This is a genomic window from Xanthomonas sp. 3058, from assembly GCF_014199765.1.
In the GTDB taxonomy this organism is placed as follows: domain Bacteria; phylum Pseudomonadota; class Gammaproteobacteria; order Xanthomonadales; family Xanthomonadaceae; genus Xanthomonas; species Xanthomonas campestris_B.
Genome location: NZ_JACHOF010000001.1, coordinates 505,426 through 523,455 on the forward strand (window position 1 = coordinate 505,426; position 18,030 = coordinate 523,455).

14 protein-coding genes and 1 tRNA gene are annotated in these 18,030 nt (G+C 64.2%); 1 reads left to right on the forward strand and 14 read right to left on the reverse strand.

Features of this window, described 5'->3' with window-relative positions; all coding sequences use genetic code 11:
• Nucleotides 1-20 precede the first annotated feature (20 nt).
• From radA to murJ, 12 genes are all read right to left on the reverse strand, one after another.
• The gene (radA, locus tag GGR61_RS02430; RefSeq protein WP_184408762.1) at nucleotides 21-1,412 is read right to left on the reverse strand and encodes a DNA repair protein RadA; all 1,392 of its coding nucleotides are present in this window, start codon (nucleotides 1,410-1,412) and stop codon (nucleotides 21-23) included.
• A gap of 426 nt (nucleotides 1,413-1,838) precedes the next feature.
• Nucleotides 1,839-3,719, reverse strand: a complete 1,881-nt coding sequence (locus tag GGR61_RS02435) for a tetratricopeptide repeat protein (protein ID WP_184620337.1) — start codon at nucleotides 3,717-3,719, stop codon at nucleotides 1,839-1,841.
• A gap of 186 nt (nucleotides 3,720-3,905) precedes the next feature.
• Nucleotides 3,906-4,241 carry a cytochrome o ubiquinol oxidase subunit IV gene (cyoD, locus tag GGR61_RS02440; protein WP_184408712.1) on the reverse strand — a complete coding sequence of 112 codons (336 nt, stop codon included), beginning with the start codon at nucleotides 4,239-4,241 and terminating at the stop codon, nucleotides 3,906-3,908.
• Nucleotides 4,241-4,870, reverse strand: coding sequence for a cytochrome o ubiquinol oxidase subunit III (cyoC, locus tag GGR61_RS02445; protein WP_184408713.1), 630 nt, complete (start codon nucleotides 4,868-4,870; stop codon nucleotides 4,241-4,243). The genes cyoD and cyoC overlap by 1 nt, the downstream gene beginning before the upstream one ends.
• Nucleotides 4,867-6,867 (reverse strand): cytochrome o ubiquinol oxidase subunit I, encoded by a 2,001-nt coding sequence (gene cyoB, locus GGR61_RS02450; protein ID WP_184620338.1) that lies wholly within the window; start codon nucleotides 6,865-6,867, stop codon nucleotides 4,867-4,869. Before cyoB ends, cyoC begins: the two co-directional genes overlap by 4 nt.
• Nucleotides 6,867-7,802: a ubiquinol oxidase subunit II gene (cyoA, locus tag GGR61_RS02455; protein WP_184408715.1), complete on the reverse strand. Its 936-nt coding sequence runs from the start codon at nucleotides 7,800-7,802 to the stop codon at nucleotides 6,867-6,869. Before cyoA ends, cyoB begins: the two co-directional genes overlap by 1 nt.
• Nucleotides 7,803-8,160: 358 nt before the next feature.
• Nucleotides 8,161-8,236, reverse strand: a tRNA-Thr gene (locus tag GGR61_RS02460).
• A gap of 172 nt (nucleotides 8,237-8,408) precedes the next feature.
• Nucleotides 8,409-9,359, reverse strand: a complete 951-nt coding sequence (ispH, locus tag GGR61_RS02465; protein WP_184408716.1) for a 4-hydroxy-3-methylbut-2-enyl diphosphate reductase — start codon at nucleotides 9,357-9,359, stop codon at nucleotides 8,409-8,411.
• A gap of 79 nt (nucleotides 9,360-9,438) precedes the next feature.
• Complete coding sequence (gene lspA / locus GGR61_RS02470) at nucleotides 9,439-9,951, reverse strand: signal peptidase II (RefSeq protein WP_184620339.1); 513 nt, start codon at nucleotides 9,949-9,951, stop codon at nucleotides 9,439-9,441.
• Between the two features lie 301 nt (nucleotides 9,952-10,252).
• Complete coding sequence (gene ileS / locus GGR61_RS02475) at nucleotides 10,253-13,084, reverse strand: isoleucine--tRNA ligase (protein ID WP_184620340.1); 2,832 nt, start codon at nucleotides 13,082-13,084, stop codon at nucleotides 10,253-10,255.
• A gap of 6 nt (nucleotides 13,085-13,090) precedes the next feature.
• Nucleotides 13,091-14,176: a bifunctional riboflavin kinase/FAD synthetase gene (locus GGR61_RS02480; RefSeq protein ID WP_184408719.1), complete on the reverse strand. Its 1,086-nt coding sequence runs from the start codon at nucleotides 14,174-14,176 to the stop codon at nucleotides 13,091-13,093.
• 219 nt (nucleotides 14,177-14,395) lie between these two features.
• On the reverse strand, nucleotides 14,396-16,000 hold the full coding sequence (gene murJ / locus GGR61_RS02485) for a murein biosynthesis integral membrane protein MurJ (RefSeq protein WP_184620537.1): 1,605 nt from the start codon (nucleotides 15,998-16,000) through the stop codon (nucleotides 14,396-14,398).
• A gap of 116 nt (nucleotides 16,001-16,116) precedes the next feature.
• Here murJ and rpsT point away from each other — a divergent pair, with 116 nt between their 5' ends.
• Complete coding sequence (rpsT, locus tag GGR61_RS02490) at nucleotides 16,117-16,386, forward strand: 30S ribosomal protein S20 (protein WP_002807888.1); 270 nt, start codon at nucleotides 16,117-16,119, stop codon at nucleotides 16,384-16,386.
• A 91-nt stretch (nucleotides 16,387-16,477) separates the two neighbouring features.
• On the opposite strand, the gene obgE is transcribed toward rpsT, so the two are convergent.
• Both obgE and rpmA read right to left on the reverse strand, forming a co-directional pair.
• The gene (obgE, locus tag GGR61_RS02495; protein ID WP_184408721.1) at nucleotides 16,478-17,527 is read right to left on the reverse strand and encodes a GTPase ObgE; all 1,050 of its coding nucleotides are present in this window, start codon (nucleotides 17,525-17,527) and stop codon (nucleotides 16,478-16,480) included.
• A gap of 235 nt (nucleotides 17,528-17,762) precedes the next feature.
• Nucleotides 17,763-18,023 carry a 50S ribosomal protein L27 gene (gene rpmA, locus GGR61_RS02500; RefSeq protein WP_184620341.1) on the reverse strand — a complete coding sequence of 87 codons (261 nt, stop codon included), beginning with the start codon at nucleotides 18,021-18,023 and terminating at the stop codon, nucleotides 17,763-17,765.
• Between the last annotated feature and the right edge of the window lie 7 nt (nucleotides 18,024-18,030).

Genomic DNA, 18,030 nt, shown 5'->3' on the forward strand with positions numbered 1-18,030 from the left:
TACCCCGCGCCATCCCAAGCTCAATCGGCCGCCGCCTCCAGGGCCTGGCTCAAACGCTCCACCGCGACGATCTCCATGCCCTTGATGCTGGTGGTCTTGGGTGCGTTGGCCTTGGGCACGATCGCACGCTTGAAGCCATGCGTGGCCGCTTCCTTCAATCGGTCCTCGCCGTTGGGAACGGGACGGATTTCGCCGGACAACCCGACCTCGCCAAACGCGATCGTCTTCTCGGACAATGGCCGGTCGCGCAGCGACGACAGCACCGCCAGCAGCACCGGCAGATCGGCAGCGGTTTCCTGCACACGGATGCCGCCGACCACGTTGACGAACACGTCCTGATCGCCCACCACGATGCCGCCATGGCGATGCAGCACCGCCAGCAACATCGCCAACCGGTTCTGTTCCAGGCCCACCGCGACACGACGCGGATTGGACAGCGGCGAGGCATCCACCAGCGCCTGCACCTCCACCATCAGCGGCCGGGTGCCTTCGCGGGTGACCATCACGCAACTGCCGGGCTGCTGCGTGCTCCCGCCAGAAAGGAAGATCGCCGACGGGTTGGAGACCTCCTTGAGGCCCTTCTCGCCCATCGCGAACACGCCCAGCTCGTTGACCGCACCGAAGCGGTTCTTGAACGCGCGCAACAGCCGGAACCGGCTACCGCTCTCGCCTTCGAAATACAGCACCGCGTCGACCATATGTTCCAGCACGCGCGGCCCCGCGATGCCGCCTTCCTTGGTCACATGGCCGACCAGAAACACCGCCGTGCCGGTTTCCTTGGCATAACGCACCAGCCGCGCGGCGCTCTCGCGCACCTGGCTCACCGAGCCCGGCGCTGCGGTCAATGACTCGGTCCACAGCGTCTGCACCGAGTCGGCCACGATCAGCTTCGGCCGCGCCACGCTGGCGTGCTGCAGGATGTTTTCGATGCCGGTTTCGGCCAGCGCATTCAAGCCGTCCAACGGCAGATCCAGACGCACCGCGCGCCCGGCCACCTGCGCCAGCGATTCCTCGCCGGTCACGTACAACACCGGCAGCGTGCTGGCCATGCTCGCCAGCGCCTGCAACAACAGCGTCGACTTGCCGATGCCGGGGTCGCCGCCGATCAACACCACCGCACCTTCGACCAGCCCACCGCCCAGCACCCGATCGAACTCGCCGATGCCGGTGGACACGCGTGCCTGCTCGGACTGCTGCACGTCCTTGAGCGCGGTGATCTTGGGTGCCTCGGTCTTGCCGGCCCAGCCGCTACGCCGCGAGGCCGCCGGCGAAGCCTTGCCGCCGGGCGTGGCGCTTTCCAGCACGATTTCGCTGAGCGTATTCCACACCCCGCATTCGGTGCATTGCCCTTGCCACTTGGTGTACTCGGCGCCGCACTCGCCGCAGACATAGGCCGTTTTCGCCTTCGCCATCGTCATCTAGCCACTTGTTTCCGGAGCCACAGCATAGTCGCCGGCGGTCTCAGGATGCGCGACGCGGGCTTGGGAATCGGGAATCGGGAATCGGGAATCGGGAATCGGGAGTCGGGAATCGGGAATCGGGAATCGGGAGTCGGGAGTCGGGAGTCGGGAATCGGGAGTCGGGAGTCGGGAGTCGGGAATCGGCCAGGCTGACGGCACTGACGGATGGCATGCAACTGCAACATTGCACCACGGCGTTCTGCGTGGGACATATCGCCGGCGTCGAACACCTAGATCGCGTATTGGATCTCGATCGATCCGTCTGCACCGGTGCCGACGAAAACCAACGTCTGGAGCTGCATGATCGATCGCAACCGGTCATGCCGCTCCAGGTGTTGCCACTGCCCGCTCGCACACCTGCAAGCGGGCAACCGCGACTCAACGCGCCTTGTACAACTCGCTCAAGCGATCCGGCTTGCCGGGAATGCGCTCAAGATGTGGATACAGCAGACCGCCGTGGTAATCGATGCGCACGGTGTCGTAGCGATCCAGGCGCTTGACCAGCAGTTCGATCGGTGCGGTGGTGCCTTTGGCCGCCTTGATCGCGTCCTTGATCACCTCACTACTGAAGGCCCGTCCGTTGACCGCAACAATCGTGTTGCCGGCGATCAGGCCAGCATTGAATGCAGGGCTGTCCCACAGCACTTCGTTGATTTCACCCGAGCTCTCCAGCGACACGCCCAGCGACAGGCCGAGGCTGACGTCGTTCTCGTTGCTTTCGTAGGTCTTGGTGGCCAGGTTCGGCTCGTCGTTGTAGACCAGCTTCCAGCCATTGGCTTCGATGCCGCCGTTCAACGAGCCGTGGCCGTCCATTCGGCTGCGCAACAGGCTCGCCCAGTCGTAGGCAGCGATGCCGTTGAGCGTGGCGACGATGTCGTCGAAGGTGTACGGATTGACGTCCCAATCGCCGTTCTTCATGCCGAAGAAGGCCTTGCCGAAATCGTCGATGGAGCGCTTGTTGTTGGTCAGCGCGCGCAACTTGCTGTCCACTTCCAGCCACATCATCTGGCCGCCGGAGTAATAGTCTTCGGCCATCTGATAGCTGCGATACGCCTTGGGCCGGCGCATCGACATGGTCGGGTCGTTGGTGGTGTCCTGCACGGTGCGCCAGGCCATGCCGGGGCGCCCGCGCTCGTAGGTCGCCGCCACGCCGGCCAGCATGTCGCGCGCCTGCTCCTGCGTCCACAGGCCCGAACGCGCGGCCATCACTTCGCCCCAGAACTGGGTCTGGCCTTCGTACAACCACAGCAGGCTGTCGCCCATCGGCACATTGAAATTGGGCGTCGCCAGATCCGCGCCGCGGCGGTACTTGCCGTTCCAGGAATGGTTGAACTCGTGTGCGAGCAGGTCGCGGCCGGTCCAGCTCTTGTCCCACTCGGTGAAGTAGTTCGGCGGGCCGCTATTCTCGCTGGAACGGTGATGCTCCAGGCCGATGCCGCCCAGCTTCTTGGTCAGCGCCAGCAGGAATTCGTAATGATCGAAATGGCGCGCGCCATACAGTTTGTCCATCTGCTGCACCAGCGACGCATGTGCCTTGATCTGTTCGGGCTTGGCCTCCAGCGACTTGGCCTCGTCGGCGAACACGTTGAGGTAGACCGGCTGCTTGCCGCCGCTCAACTCCACGCGCTTGTAGTACTTGCCGGCGAACATCGGCGAGTCGACCAGGTCGTCGAAATCGATCGGCTTGAAGGTCACCGTGTCGCCGACGCGACGGTCGGTTTCCAGCGCGGTGGCATAGCTCCAGCCGGCCGGCAGCGTGACGCTGGCCTGCGCCTTGATGTTGCGTACGAACACGCCGGCCGGATACAGCGCGGTGGTGTTCCACTGCAGGTTGAGCATCTCCGGGGTCATCATCACCCGGCCCTGGTTAGGGGCCTGCGGCGAGAGAAACTTGAACTCGGCCACCAGCTCGGTGGCGCCCTGCGGCACGTCCACGGTGAAGGCGTACACATCGAACTGGTCGCGCTTCCACGGCACCACCTTGCCATCGACCTTGATCACCAGCCCGGCGAGCTTGTCGATCGGCCCGGTCGGCGAATGGTTGCCGGGAATCCACTGCGGATACAGCAGCGTCATCGGGCCCGGCTTGGCCGGCATGGTGGTCTTGACCTTGAAGATGCGGTGCGCCAGGTCGGTGGCGTCGACGTCGATCTTCACGGTGCCGTCGAACGGCACGTCCTGCGGTGGTGCGGTTTGTGCGGCGGCAGGCAACGACAGCGCCGCCAGCAGCGACAAGGACAGGACGGTGGGGATCTTCATTGCAACTCCGCGGTGACCTGGAAACAGGCAAGTCCCCGATGCTAAGCGCCCGCCAGCACTTCCCCGTATGCCATTGGTCATGCCACAGGCGAATTCATGCGCAAAAAAAAGCCGCCAATGACTTGGCGGCCTTGTTTAACCCAGCATGCGTCGATCCGACGTGCCGCGATCCGGCACTGCGCGGTGTCAATGCATCATGTTGACGTTCATGTTGTGCAGCACCCACAGCGAACCGACGATCACGATGCCGATGATCAGCAGCGAGAACAGGCCCACCTGTACGTTGGAGCGCTGCTCGGGCGAGCGATCCATGTGCAGGAAGTACACCATGTGCACCAGCATCTGCACGGCGGCCATCACCGAGATCACGATGACGGTGACGCCCTTGGAGAACGCCCCGCTCATTACCATCGCAAACGGGATAACGGTGAGGACCACGGCCATCACAAAGCCGATCAGATAGGACTTCAAGCCGCCGGCATGTGCGTCGGTGGCGGTTTCATGCGCGTGGTGATTGGCCATTACAGCGCTCCCAGCAGATAGACAACGGTGAACACACCGATCCAGATGATGTCCAGGAAGTGCCAGAACAGGCTCAGGCAGGCCAGACGCGTGCTGTTGCGCGCAGTCAGGCCGTTCTTGGAGATCTGGATCACCAGCACCGCCATCCACAACAGACCGGAGGCGACGTGCAGGCCGTGCGTGCCCACCAGGGTGAAGAAGGCCGACAGGAACGCGCTGCGCCCCGGGCCGGCTCCTTCATGGATCAAGTGGTTGAACTCGTAGACTTCCATGCACAGGAAGCCGATACCCAACAGTGCAGTGACCGCCAGCCAGCCGTACAGGCCACCCATCTTGCGCTTGTGCGCGGCGATCATCGCAAAGCCGAAGCTCAGGCTGCTGAACAACAGCAGGAAGGTTTCCACCAGCACGAACTTCAGGTCGAACAACTCCTTGGCGGTCGGTCCGTCCACCGTGGCGCCGGAGAGCACCGCATAGGTGGCGAACAGACCGGCGAACAGCAGGCAGTCGCTCATCAGGTAGACCCAGAACCCGAAGACGGTGTTGCCACCGGCGTCGTGATGCTCGTGGTCGTCGTGGCCGCCCGCGTGGGCGGCGTGGTCAAGCGTGGTCGAGGAAGACATGGTCATACCACCTTCGCGGCCTGCGCCGCCTGTTGCTGTTCGAGCAGGGCAAAGCGCGCGTTTTCGATGCGCTCCACTTCGTCGGCCGGCACCCAGTAATCGATGTCGTCATCGAAGGTGCGGGCGATGAAGCTGCCGATCATGCCGACCAGGCCGATGATGGCCAGCCACCAGATGTGCCAGATCAGACCGAAGCCCAACAGCACGCTGAAGGCACCGATATAGACACCTGCGCCGGTATTGCGCGGCATGTGGATGGCCTCGTACTTGGACGGACGCACCCAGCCCTTGCCGTTCTGCTTGTCGGCCCAGAACTGATCGCGGTCATCGATGTGCGGCAGCACGGCGAAGTTGTAGAACGGCGGCGGCGAAGAGGTTGCCCACTCCAGCGTACGGCCATCCCACGGATCGCCCGTGTAGTCCATGTGCTCCTTGCGCTTCCACACGCTGTAACCGATCTGCACCAGATTCAGGAAGATGCCCATGCCGATGATCGCAGCACCCACCGCAGCGACATACAGCCACGGCGCCCACTCGGGGTGGTTGTAGGTGTTCATGCGACGGGTCATGCCCATGAAGCCGAGCACGTACAGCGGCATGAAGGCCACGAAGAAGCCGATGATCCAGCACCAGAACGAGGCCTTGCCGATCTTCTCGTTGAGCTTGAAGCCGAACGCCTTCGGGAACCAGTAGGTCAGACCTGCCAGGTACCCGAACACCACGCCGCCGATGATGACGTTATGGAAGTGCGCGATCAGGAACAGGCTGTTGTGCAGCACGAAGTCCACGGCCGGGATCGCCAGCATCACGCCGGTCATGCCGCCGATGGTGAAGGTGATGATGAAGCCGATCGTCCACAGCACCGGCGAGGTCATGTGCACACGACCGCGGAACATGGTGAACAGCCAGTTGAAGATCTTCACGCCGGTCGGGATCGAGATGATCATCGTCGTGATGCCGAAGAAGGCATTGACGTTGGCACCCGAGCCCATGGTGAAGAAGTGGTGCAACCACACCACGAACGACAGCACGCCGATGCACGAAGTGGCGTAGACCATCGAGGTGTAGCCGAACAACCGCTTGCGGCTGTAGGTGGCGATCAACTCGGAGAAGATGCCGAACGCCGGCAGGATCAGGATATAGACTTCCGGGTGACCCCAGATCCAGATCAGGTTGACGTACATCATGGCGTTGCCGCCACCGTCATTGGTGAAGAAGTGCGTGCCCAGGTAACGGTCGGCACCCAGCAGCGCCAGCGCCACGGTCAGGATCGGGAACGCGGCGATGATCAGGATGTTGGTGATCAGCGCGGTCCAGGTGAAGATCGGCATGCGCATCAGGGTCATGCCCGGCGCGCGCATCCGCATGATCGTCACGAAGAAGTTGATGCCTGTCAGCAACGTGCCCAAGCCTGAGACCTGCAACGCCCAGATGTAGTAATCGACGCCGACCCCCGGACTGTATTCCAGCCCCGACAACGGCGGATACGCCAACCAGCCGGTCTGCGCGAATTCACCGACACCCAGCGAGATGTTGATCAGCGCCGCACCGGCCACGAACAGCCAGAAGCTCAGCGAGTTCAGGAACGGGAACGCCACGTCGCGCGCACCGATCTGCAGCGGCACGATCAGATTCAACAAGCCCGTCATGAACGGCATGGCCATGAAGAAGATCATGATCACGCCGTGCGCGGTAAAGATCTGGTCGTAGTGATGCGGTGGCAGCACACCTTCGCCGCCGTTACCCGCCAGCGCCTGCTGGGTGCGCATCATCGCCGCATCGGCAAAGCCGCGCAGCAGCATGACCAGCGCCACGATGATGTACATCACACCGATGCGCTTGTGATCCACCGAGGTGAACCACTCGTTCCACAGGTAGCCCCACAGCTTGTACTTGGTGATGGCGCCCGCGATGAGCAGGCCGAGCAGGCCGGCGCCACCGAGAGCGACCATGATGATCGGCTCGTGGTACGGAACCGCCTCGATCGTAAGTTTGCCTAGCATCACTTGTCTCCAGAAGTGCACATGGCGACCGGCTCTGCAGCCGATGCCTGATGGTCGCCATGGCCTTTGCTATGGCCCGGACCATTCATGTATTTGTCGACGAGCGAGCGGAACATGCCGTCCTGCACCGACGAGTAGTAGGTGACCGGATACTGTTCCTTATCGTTGCGATTGGCGGCCAGCACCTGGTACTCGGCGGCATTCAACGCGGTCGGCGATGCCTTGACCTTGGCCACCCACGCATCGAAGCCGGCCTGATCGACGGCGTGCGCCTTGAAGCTCATCTTCGAGAAGCCGTGGCCGCTGTAGTTGGTCGACAGGCCGAAGTATTCGCCCGGCTCGTCGGCGACCAGATGCAGCTTGGTTTCCATGCCGGCCATCGCGTAGATCATGGTGCCCAGATGCGGGATGAAGAACGAGTTCATCACCGTGTCGGAGGTGATCTTGAAGTTCAGCGGCGTGTGCACCGGGAAGGCGATTTCGTTGACCGTGGCAATGTTCTGGTCCGGGTAGATGAACATCCACTTCCAGTCCAGCGACACCGCTTCGATGGTGATCGGCTTGACGTCCGAATCCAGCGGCCGGTACGGGTCCAGCGCGTGCGAGGAGCGCCAGGTCAGCACGGCAAGCACCAGGATGATCACGCACGGGATCGACCACACCACCACTTCGATGGCGGTGGAGTGCGACCAATCCGGCTCGTAGCGCGCTTTCGTGTTGGACGCGCGGTATTTCCACGCGAACGCAATCGTCATCACGATCACCGGGATGACCACGATCAGCATCAGCACCACCGAGGTGATCAGCAGTTGCTTCTCGTCGTGGCCGATCTGGCCTTTCGGATTGAGGATGGCCGAGTTGCAGCCTGCCAACAGCAGGAACGGCAGCATCAGGCCTGGACGAAGTACACGCCCGAGATGTTTCAACGGAATCATCGGTCGATCCAAGTGCGGAGGAACGCCAGCCTCGTTCGTCGTATCCGTTGGGGGACGTGTCCGCCGGTGCGCTTCGTGAGGGAAGGCGCCGTGCAGACCGAAGACACGGGTTAGCTCCCTAATTTTAGACTTTGCTGCACCTGCACGAAACCCATCGACACTGATCTGCCGCAATTAAAGCGCGCAAAAGTATGCGACATGTTGTCGCAGCGCAGCGTGGCGCCGGAAATACGTCGCTGCAGGCGTCGATTGCGACCAGCGCGATAGGCAGTGCATTGGGCGCGCATTCCACGCCTGCACGGGCACCCCCCCCAAAACGCAACTGGGCCGACCAATGGCCGACCCAGTGTTGAAGCGATGGTGCCGGAAATAGGAATCGAACCTACGACCTACGCATTACGAATGCGCCGCTCTACCAACTGAGCTATTCCGGCGAGCCGTGAATTGTAGGAGCGCAGCCGGCTTGCGGTCAATCGCCGGCAGCGACGAGCGGGCATTGAAAGCCAAGGCGCTGGGTTGCGACCGACCCAACCTGGTCAGCTGCAGCCATGCACCACCGCCAAGTACCACACCGACTCGATGCCCCTCAACCAGCGGCGCGCGCCTTCAGCTAACCAGCCGCAGCCGCAGTTCCTTGGGCAGTGCGAACACCATCGATTCCGGCTCGCCCTCCAGCTCGGACACGCCCTGTGCGCCCAACTCGCGCAACCGGGCCAGCACGCCATCGACCAGCACCTGCGGCGCCGAGGCGCCGGCGGTCAGGCCGATATGCTGCTTGCCGACGATCCAGGCCGGATCGATCTCGCCGGCATTGTCGATCAGATAGGACTCCACCCCGTCGCGCCGGGCCAGCTCGCTGAGGCGGTTGGAGTTGGAGCTGTTGGGCGAACCGACCACCAACACCAGGTCGCACTGGCGCGCCAGATCGCGCACCGCGTCCTGGCGGTTCTGGGTGGCGTAGCAGATATCGTCGTGGCGCGGCCCCTGCATCGCCGGGAAACGCGTCCGCAATGCCTCGATGATGCCCATGGTGTCGTCCACCGACAGCGTGGTCTGGGTGGTGTAGGCAAGGTTGTCGGGCTGACGGATCTGCAGCGTGGCGACCTGCTCGATGTCTTCGACCAGATAGATCGTGCCCGGGCCGCGCTCGCGGCTCCACTGCCCCATCGTGCCTTCCACTTCCGGGTGTCCGGCATGGCCGATCAGCACCACGTCGCGGCCGGCCCGGCAATGCCGCGCCACCTCGAAATGCACCTTGGTCACCAGCGGGCAGGTGGCGTCGAACACCTTGAGTCCACGGCGCTCGGCTTCCTGACGCACCGCCTGCGAGACGCCATGTGCGCTGAAGATCACCGTGGCGTTGTCGGGCACCTCGTCCAGTTCTTCGACGAAGATCGCGCCGCGCTGCTTGAGGTCATCGACCACGAAGCGGTTGTGCACGACTTCATGGCGCACGTAGATCGGCGCGCCCAGCGTTTCGATCGCGCGCTTGACGATCTCGATCGCGCGGTCGACACCGGCACAGAAACCACGGGGATTGGCGAGCAGGACATCCATGACTGGCATTCTACGGGAATGGGGAAAGAGGGGTCGGATCAGGCGGCGGGTATCGGCACCCGGGCTTCAGCGTCGATTCCTAGTGACGAGTGCCCGATTCCCGCTTGCCGCCCTTGTCGAACAACCCGAACAGGGCAATCCCGATGGCGCCGCCCACGATCGCCGAGTCGGCGATGTTGAACGACGGCCAGGTGTGGCTGCCGATGTACCACTGGATGAAATCGACCACGTGGCCGTGCATCAGGCGGTCGATCACGTTGCCGATCGCCCCGCCGATCACCAGCGCATATGGCAACGCGCTGCGCCATTCGCCGCGCGCAGTGCGCGACAGCCAGAACGCCAGCAGGCCGCTGATACCCACCGCCAGTGCGGTGAAAAACCACAGCTGCCAGCCGCCGGCATCGCTCAGGAAGCTGAAGGCTGCGCCGGTGTTGTAGGTGCGGTACCAGTTCCAGAAGCCGTCGATCACCGGCACCGGCGTGTATTCGGGCAGGCTGGACAGCACCCAGGCCTTGCTCCACTGGTCCAGCCCGACCACGACGGCCGATAGCACGAGCCAGATCAAGGCGGAGGGTTTGGGGCGTTGACTCATGTCGAAAGATCGCAGTTGGGGTGGCTTCTCCTGCGAAGGAGAAGATGCCTGGATGGCAGAGCAGACGTGGCGATGAGACGTACAAGCATGGCACGTGCGACGAATCCATCCGCGCCCCTGCTGCTGCCGCGTGCGGACGCTTCAGCAAGCGAGCCTCCGCAGCTGGGCATCGAGCGCAGCAACGTGACAGCGCGCTGCTGCCGGCGGCAGCAAAACCCGCCACGCCATGCAGCTGGTTCACACCGCTGGAGCGGCAACGCGTGGCGGACATTTCCCGCCACGCGCGGTCAACAACCCCACATCAGAACCAGCGACGCTGCTCGCCCGGGCCTTCGAGATTGCTGACGCAGCGGCTGCACAGTTCCGGATGGCGCGGGTCGCTGCCCACGCTGGCCTGGTGGTGCCAGCAACGCACGCACTTGGCCTTGGTGGTCGGCTGCGCGCTGACGAAGATGTCGTCGGTGCTGGCCGCGGTCACGGTGACATCGCCGCTGATGAACAGGAAGCGCAGTTCCTCGGCCAGCGGCTGCCAGCGCGCGGCGGTCTGCGCATCGACGGCGATGGTGATTTCCGCTTGCAGCGCCGCGCCGATCGCGCCATTGGCACGCATCGGCTCCAGCACCTTGGCCACCTGCTCGCGCAAGGCCAGCAGCTTGTCGAAGTCGGCGCTGGTCAGCGCGGCATCGGCCGACAACGGCGCCAGGCCGTCGTACCAGGTGGCGAACAGCACGTTGTCGGCGTGCTTGCCCGGCAGATACCCCCACAGTTCTTCGGCGGTGAAGCTCAACACCGGCGCGATCCAGCGTACGAACGCCTCGGCCACGTGATACATCGCGCTCTGCGCCGAACGGCGGCCGCGCGCATCCTCGGCCATCGTGTACAGGCGGTCCTTGGTCACGTCCAGATACAGCGAGCCCAGGTCCACGCTGCAGAAATTCAGCAGCGCCTGCACGATCTCGGCAAAGTCATAGCGCGCGTAGGCGGCGACGATCTTTTCCTGCAACTCATGCGCGCGATGCACGATCCAGCGGTCCAGCAGCACCATGTCGTCGAGCGCTACCAGATGCTGCAGCGGGTCGAAGCCATGCAGGTTGCCGAGCAGGAAGCGCGCGGTGTTGCGCAGGCGGCGATACGCATCGGCATTGCGCTTGAGAATCTCCTGCGACAACGACATTTCGTTGCTGTAGTCGGCCGACGCGATCCACAGGCGCAGGATGTCCGCGCCGAGGGTCTTCATGATCTCCTGCGGCTCGATGCCGTTGCCGGACGACTTGGACATCTTGCGGCCATGCTCGTCCACGGTGAACCCGTGGGTGAGGCACTGCTTGTAGGGCGCCGCCTTGTCCATCGCCACGCCGCTCAGCAGCGAGGACTGGAACCAGCCGCGATGCTGGTCGGAGCCTTCCAGGTACAGATCGGCGGGCTTGGGCAGGCCGCGGTCCACCAGCACCGCTTCATGCGTCACGCCGGAGTCGAACCACACATCCAGGATGTCGGTGATCTTGTCGTAATCGGCCGCTTCATCGCCCAGCAATTCGGCCGCGTCCAACGTGTACCACACGTCCACACCGCCCAGTTCCACCCGGTCGGCGACCTGGCGCAGCAACTCGGTGCTGCGCGGATGCGGCTCGCCGGTTTCGCGATGCACGAACAAGGCGATCGGCACGCCCCAGGTGCGCTGGCGCGAGATGGTCCAGTCCGGGCGACCCTCGACCATGCCGGCGATGCGCGCCTGGCCCCAGGACGGATACCAATGGACGTTTTCGATCGCCTTGAGCGCATCGGCGCGCAGGTTGGCCTGCTCCATCGAGATGAACCACTGCGGCGTGGCGCGGAACGCGATCGGCGTCTTGTGGCGCCAGCAATGCGGGTAGCTGTGCTCCATCTTGCTGGCAGCCAGCAACACGCCGGTATCGCGCAGCGCGTCGATGATGACGTCGTTGGCTTTCCAGATATGCAGCCCGGCCAGCACGGTGTCGCCCAGCGGCGGCGTGGAGGGCAGATACACGCCACGCCCGTCCACCGGATTGATCTGCGCGGCGGTGTAGCGCTCCAACAGGCCGTACTGCTTGGAGACCTGGTAGTCCTCCTGGCCATGACCGGGCGCGGTATGCACGGCACCGGTGCCTTCTTCGGCCGAGACATGTTCGCCCAGCAGCAGCGGGATCTCGCGCTCGGCATAGAACGGGTGATCGAGCAGCATCTGGTCCAGCACGGCGCCCTTGGCATGGCCATGCACTACCACTCCATCCACGCCGTAGCGCGCCAGCACCCTGGCCGCCAAGGCTTCGGCCACCACCAGCCAACGTGGCTGGCCACGGTCGGCCGGCCCTTCGACCAGCACGTAATCGAGCTCCGCACCCAGGCTCACCGCCAGCGATGCCGGCAGCGTCCACGGCGTGGTGGTCCAGATCGGCACCGCCACGCTGGTGCCGGCCGGCAGACTGGCGCCGAACGCGGCAGCCACGGCCCCCGGATCGCGCGCCGGATAGGCCACATCCACGGTCGGCGAGACCTTGTCGGCGTATTCGATCTCGGCCTCGGCCAGCGCCGAGCCGCAATCGAAGCACCAATGCACCGGCTTGACGCCGCGGGTCAGGTGGCCGTTGTCCACCACCTTGGCCAGCGCGCGGATTTCGTTGGCTTCGAAGCGGAAGTCCAGCGTCTTGTACGGATTGTCCCAATCGCCAATCACGCCCAGGCGCTTGAAGTCGCGCCGCTGCAGATCGATCTGCTCGGTCGCGTATTCGCGGCACTTCTGGCGGAACTCGGCGGCATCGAGCTTGACCCCGACCTTGCCGTATTTCTTTTCGATCGCAATCTCGATCGGCAGGCCGTGGCAGTCCCAGCCCGGGATGTACGGCGCATCGAAGCCAGCCAGATACTTCGACTTGACGATGATGTCCTTGAGGATCTTGTTGACCGCATGACCCAGGTGGATCTGGCCGTTTGCATACGGCGGGCCGTCGTGCAGCACGAACAGCGGGCGCCCTGCCGCGTTGGCGCGCAGCTGCGCGTACAGCCCCTCGCGCTCCCAGCGGTCCAGCATCGCCGGCTCGCGCTTGGGCAGGTCGCCGCGCATCGGGAATTCCGTCGCGGGCAGATGGAGCGTGGCTTTGTAGTCTTGGGTCACAGGTCTCTACCGTTGCGCTGCGTGAGGTGATGTACGGGGATGTTGCGAGGGAGTGGCATCGACGGCGTCCGGGTCTGCCGAGCGGCGCGAAGCACTGCCGTGTTGTCCCTCGCTGGAAACACCGACGGAGCGAGCAACGTCCGCATCGGCAGGCAATCGCGAGGGACTCGCCTTGAGCACGGCGCGCGCCTGCTCGGCGTCGCGGTGCATCTGCACGGTCAACGCATCGAGCCCGTCGAACTTTTCTTCGTCGCGCAGCTTGGCGACGAATTCGACTTCGATATGCCGGCCATACAGATCGCCCTGGAAATCGAACAGGTGCGCTTCCAGCAACGGCTCCACGCCGGCCACGGTGGGTCGGGTGCCAAAGCTCGACACCGACGGCCATGGCCGCTCGGCCACGCCATGCACCCAGGTCGCGTAGATGCCCGATAGCGCAGGCGTGCGCGGAAAACGCAGATTCGCAGTGGGATAGCCGAGCGTGCGCCCCAGTTGTTTGCCGCGCACCACCCGCCCGCCGATCGCATACGGGCGGCCGAGCAGCTCGCCGGCATGCACGAACTCGCCGATGCCCAGCAGCTCGCGGATGCGCGTGGCAGAAATCCGTTCGCCATGCAGGTGCACCGGGGTGATTTCGCCAGCCACAAATCCATGCTGCTCACCCAACGCACGCAGCAAGGCGATATCGCCACCACGCCGATGGCCGAAACGGAACTCGGGGCCGATCCACACCTCTTTGGCGCACAGCCGACCGACCAGCGCCAGCCGTACGAAGTCTTCGGCGCTCATTGCCGACAAGCGGCCATCGAAACGGATCATGCCCACGCTGTCGGCACCGAAACGGTGCAACCCTTCGACCTTGGCGCGGGCCAGGGTCAGGCGCGGCGGCGGCGCGGCCGGGGCGAAAAACTCGCGCGGCAGCGGCTCGAAACTCACCGCCACCGCCGGCACGCCCAGCGCGCGCGCGCGCGCGACCGCGTGCTGCACCAACGTCCGATGCCCCAGGTGCAGGCCATCGAAGGCGCCGATGCAGACCACGCTTCCGTGCGGGAACAGGGTCCCGCCCTCGACGTCTCTAAACAGCCTGCTCATTCCTCGATCCAAACAGATGCCGGCCTGCCAGCCGACCCTCGTTGATGCATAACCCGCAAGTATAGCCGTGCCTGTCAATATGCATGGGCGCGGCCCCAGGCCGGTGCCGCACTGCTGCGTCCCGGAAGCGGGCAGGCGATTGCGCGGCTCCCCGGCCCGGCATCGGCCCCTCCGTGCGTGACGGATGGTGCCGCACCCGCTCAGCCGCTCGGCGGGCGACTAGCCCTCGCGCAGATGCCGCGGCCGCAATCCCAGTGCCACTTGCGCCACCAGATAGGTCGCCCCACCGCTGCCGACCAGCACCGCCAGCCAGCCGATGCGGTCCCACTTATCCATCACGGTGAACGATGGCAGCCACCACAGCAGACCCAACAGCACTACTGCCATGGCCGCACACGCCAGCAGCAGACGGGCCGCATAGCTGCCCCAACCCGGCCGCCGCTGGTACACGCCGGACTTGCCCAGCCAGTACCACAGCAAACCCAGGTTGAGATAACTCGACAGCGCACTGGCGATGCCCAGCGCCAGATGCAGACCCGGCTGCTTGCCCAGCGCCTGCATCACGCCCTGCGCCTTGAGCTCCGGCGGCACCATGATCTGGTAGACCACCGCCAGCAGCGCGAAGTTGAACACCATGTTGGCGATCAGCGCTGCCACGCCCGCGCGCACCGGGGTGCGGGTGTCCTGGCGGGCATAGAACGCCGGCAGCACCACCTTGAGCATGGCGTAGGCCGGCAGGCCGAAACTCAGACCGTAGACCGACATTGCGGTCATGCGCGTCTCGAAGGCGGTGAACTGACCGTACTGGAACAACGTCGCCACCAGCGGTTCGGCCAGCAACAGCAATCCCAGCATCGCCGGCATCGCGATCAATAGCGTGGTGCGAAAGCCCCAATCCAGCGCGCCGGAAAACGCGCTGCGGTCGGTCTTGACGTGATGGCGCGCCAGCGCCGGCAGGATCACCGTGCCCAGCGCTATCCCGAACACGCCCAGCGGCAGTTCCAGGAACCGGTCGGCCAGCGACAACCACGACTGCGAGCCATCGGCCAGCCGCGCGGCGATCACCGTGTCCAACAGCAGGTTGATCTGCGCTACCGATGAGCCGAACAGGGTCGGCACCATCAGGGTCAGCACCTTGCGCACGCCCGGATGTCGCCAGCCCCAGCGCGGCAGGATCAGCAGGTTGATCCCTTTCAGCGAAGGCAGCTGGAACAGCAACTGCAGCATGCCCGCCGCCAGCACCGCCCAGCCCAGTGCGAGGATCTGCTTCTCCGGAGTTCCGCCCAGCCGCGGCGCCAGCCACACGGCCCCGGCGATCATGCACAGGTTGAGGATCACCGGGGTCAGCGCCGGCATGGCGAACTTCTGGAAACTGTTCAGTGCCCCGCCGGCCAGCGCGGTCAGCGAGACGAACAGCAGGAACGGGAAGGTCAGACGGAACAGGTCCACCAGCAGGCCATGCTTGGCCGGGTCGGTATCGACGCCGCTGGAGAACAGCGTGGCCAGCTGCGGCGCAAAGATCAGCGCCAGCGCGGTGACCAGCAGCAGCACTCCCCCGAGGGTACCGGCCACGCGCGACATCAGTTCACGCAGATCGTCATGCGGCCGGGTTTCCTTGACCTCGGTGAACACCGGCACGAAGGCGGTGGCGAAGGAGCCTTCGGCAAATAGCCGACGCAGGAAATTGGGGACCCGGAAGGCCGTCCAGAACGCATCGGTCAGCGCATTGGTGCCGAAGGTGGTGGTGATGACCTGGTCGCGCACCAGCCCCAACACCCGCGACACCATGGTCATGCTGCTAAATGAGAGCAGGCTTCTCAACATGCCGGGCTTGCTCACGCTGTATCCCTCTTGACAACTGACTTGACGTACATAACTAAGTCCATCATACTTTCCCGCTTGCTTTTTCCACCATACCGATTTTTCAGGAACCCACCACCGTGGCCAATATCAAGTCCGCCAAGAAGCGCGCCAAGCAGACCGTCGTGCGCAATGAGCGCAACACCGGCCAGCGTTCGATGCTGCGCACCGCCGTCAAGAAGGTGATCAAGGCCCTTGACGCCAACGATGCTGCAGGCGCCGAAGCCGCTTTCGCCGTTGCCCAGCCCATCCTCGACCGTTTCAGCGCCCGTGGCCTGATTCACAAGAACAAGGCTGCGCGTCACAAGAGCCGCCTGACCGCTCGCATCAAGGCCATCAAGGCCGCGTAAGCGAGCCGTGTTGGCACCACCGCAGGCCTGGCTTGCGGTGGCATAGAAAAACCCGGCCTCGGCCGGGTTTTTTATGTGCCTGCGCATGCGCTCAGCCGGCATTGCGCGCCTCGAGCTCGTCCTCGCGCTGGCGGTCGAAGAATGCCATGACGTCCTTCATGATCGGGAAGGTGCCATCGCGACCCAGCGCCGAAACCAGATACCACGGTGCGGTCCAGCCGAGTTCGGCCACGATGGTCTCGGCTGCGGCGCGCGCCTCGTCCTCGAACATCAGGTCGGCCTTGTTGAGCACCAGCCAGCGCGGCTTTTTCAGCAGCTCGGGATCGTGCCGTTCCAGCTCGCGCTCGATGGTGCGCACCTGATCCACCGGCGACACGTCCACACCGCCGTCCATCGGCGAAATATCCACCAAATGCAGCAGCAGACGGGTGCGCTGCAGATGGCGCAGAAACTGCGTGCCCAGCCCGGCGCCGTCGGCAGCACCTTCGATCAGGCCCGGCACGTCGGCGATGACGAAGCTGCGATAGGCCTCGACACTGACCACGCCCAGATTCGGATACAAGGTGGTGAACGGGTAATCGGCCACCTTCGGCGTGGCCGAAGACACCGCGCGGATCAAGGTGCTCTTGCCCGCATTGGGGAAGCCCAACAGGCCGACATCGGCCAGCAGCTTCAGCTCCAGCTTGAGCAGACGCTCCTCGCCCTCCTCGCCAGTGGTGGACTGGCGCGGCGCACGGTTGACCGAGCTCTTGAAATGCATGTTGCCCAGGCCGCCCTTGCCGCCTTTGGCCACCAGCAGACGATCGCCATGCTGGGTCAGGTCGCCGATGATCTCGTCGGTCTGCACGTTCATCACCACGGTGCCGACCGGCACCACGATGATGCGGTCTTCGCCACCCTTGCCATAGGCCTGACGCCCCATGCCGTTCTCGCCGCGCTGCGCCTTGAAGGTGCGCTCATGCCGGAAGTCGACCAGCGTGTTGACGTTCTCGTCGGACACGATCCACACGCTGCCGCCACTGCCGCCATCACCACCGTCGGGACCACCCAGCGGGATGAACTTCTCGCGGCGAAAGCCGACACAGCCATTGCCGCCATTACCGGCGGTGACCAGGATTTCTGCTTCGTCGACTAACTTCATGAGATTTGGGATTCGTAATTTGGGATTGGTAACACCACCGCAGGGCGCCACTTGGCGGCCGCGGAAAAAGCAGGAAGCAACCGTATCGGAACGCACAGGAATCCGCTGTTGCGAATCCCAACTCCCGAATCACCACTCCCGGCTCTCAAACGAAAAACCCCGCCGAAGCGGGGCTCTCCGTGTCGTTCGTCACCGCGCTGGCGCGGCTACGAACTGGCCTGCATGGAACGGGCGATTACGCCTCGGCAACCACGCTGACGGTACGACGCTTCTTCGCACCCTTGACCGAGAACTCCACCTTGCCGTTCACCAAGGCGAACAGGGTGTGGTCGCGGCCGAGGCCAACGCCGCTACCCGGGTGGAACTGGGTGCCGCGCTGACGCACGATGATGTTGCCGGCGTCGATGGCCTGGCCACCGAAGATCTTCACGCCGAGGTATTTCGGGTTGGAATCGCGACCGTTGCGCGAGGAACCTACGCCCTTTTTATGTGCCATGACTGGT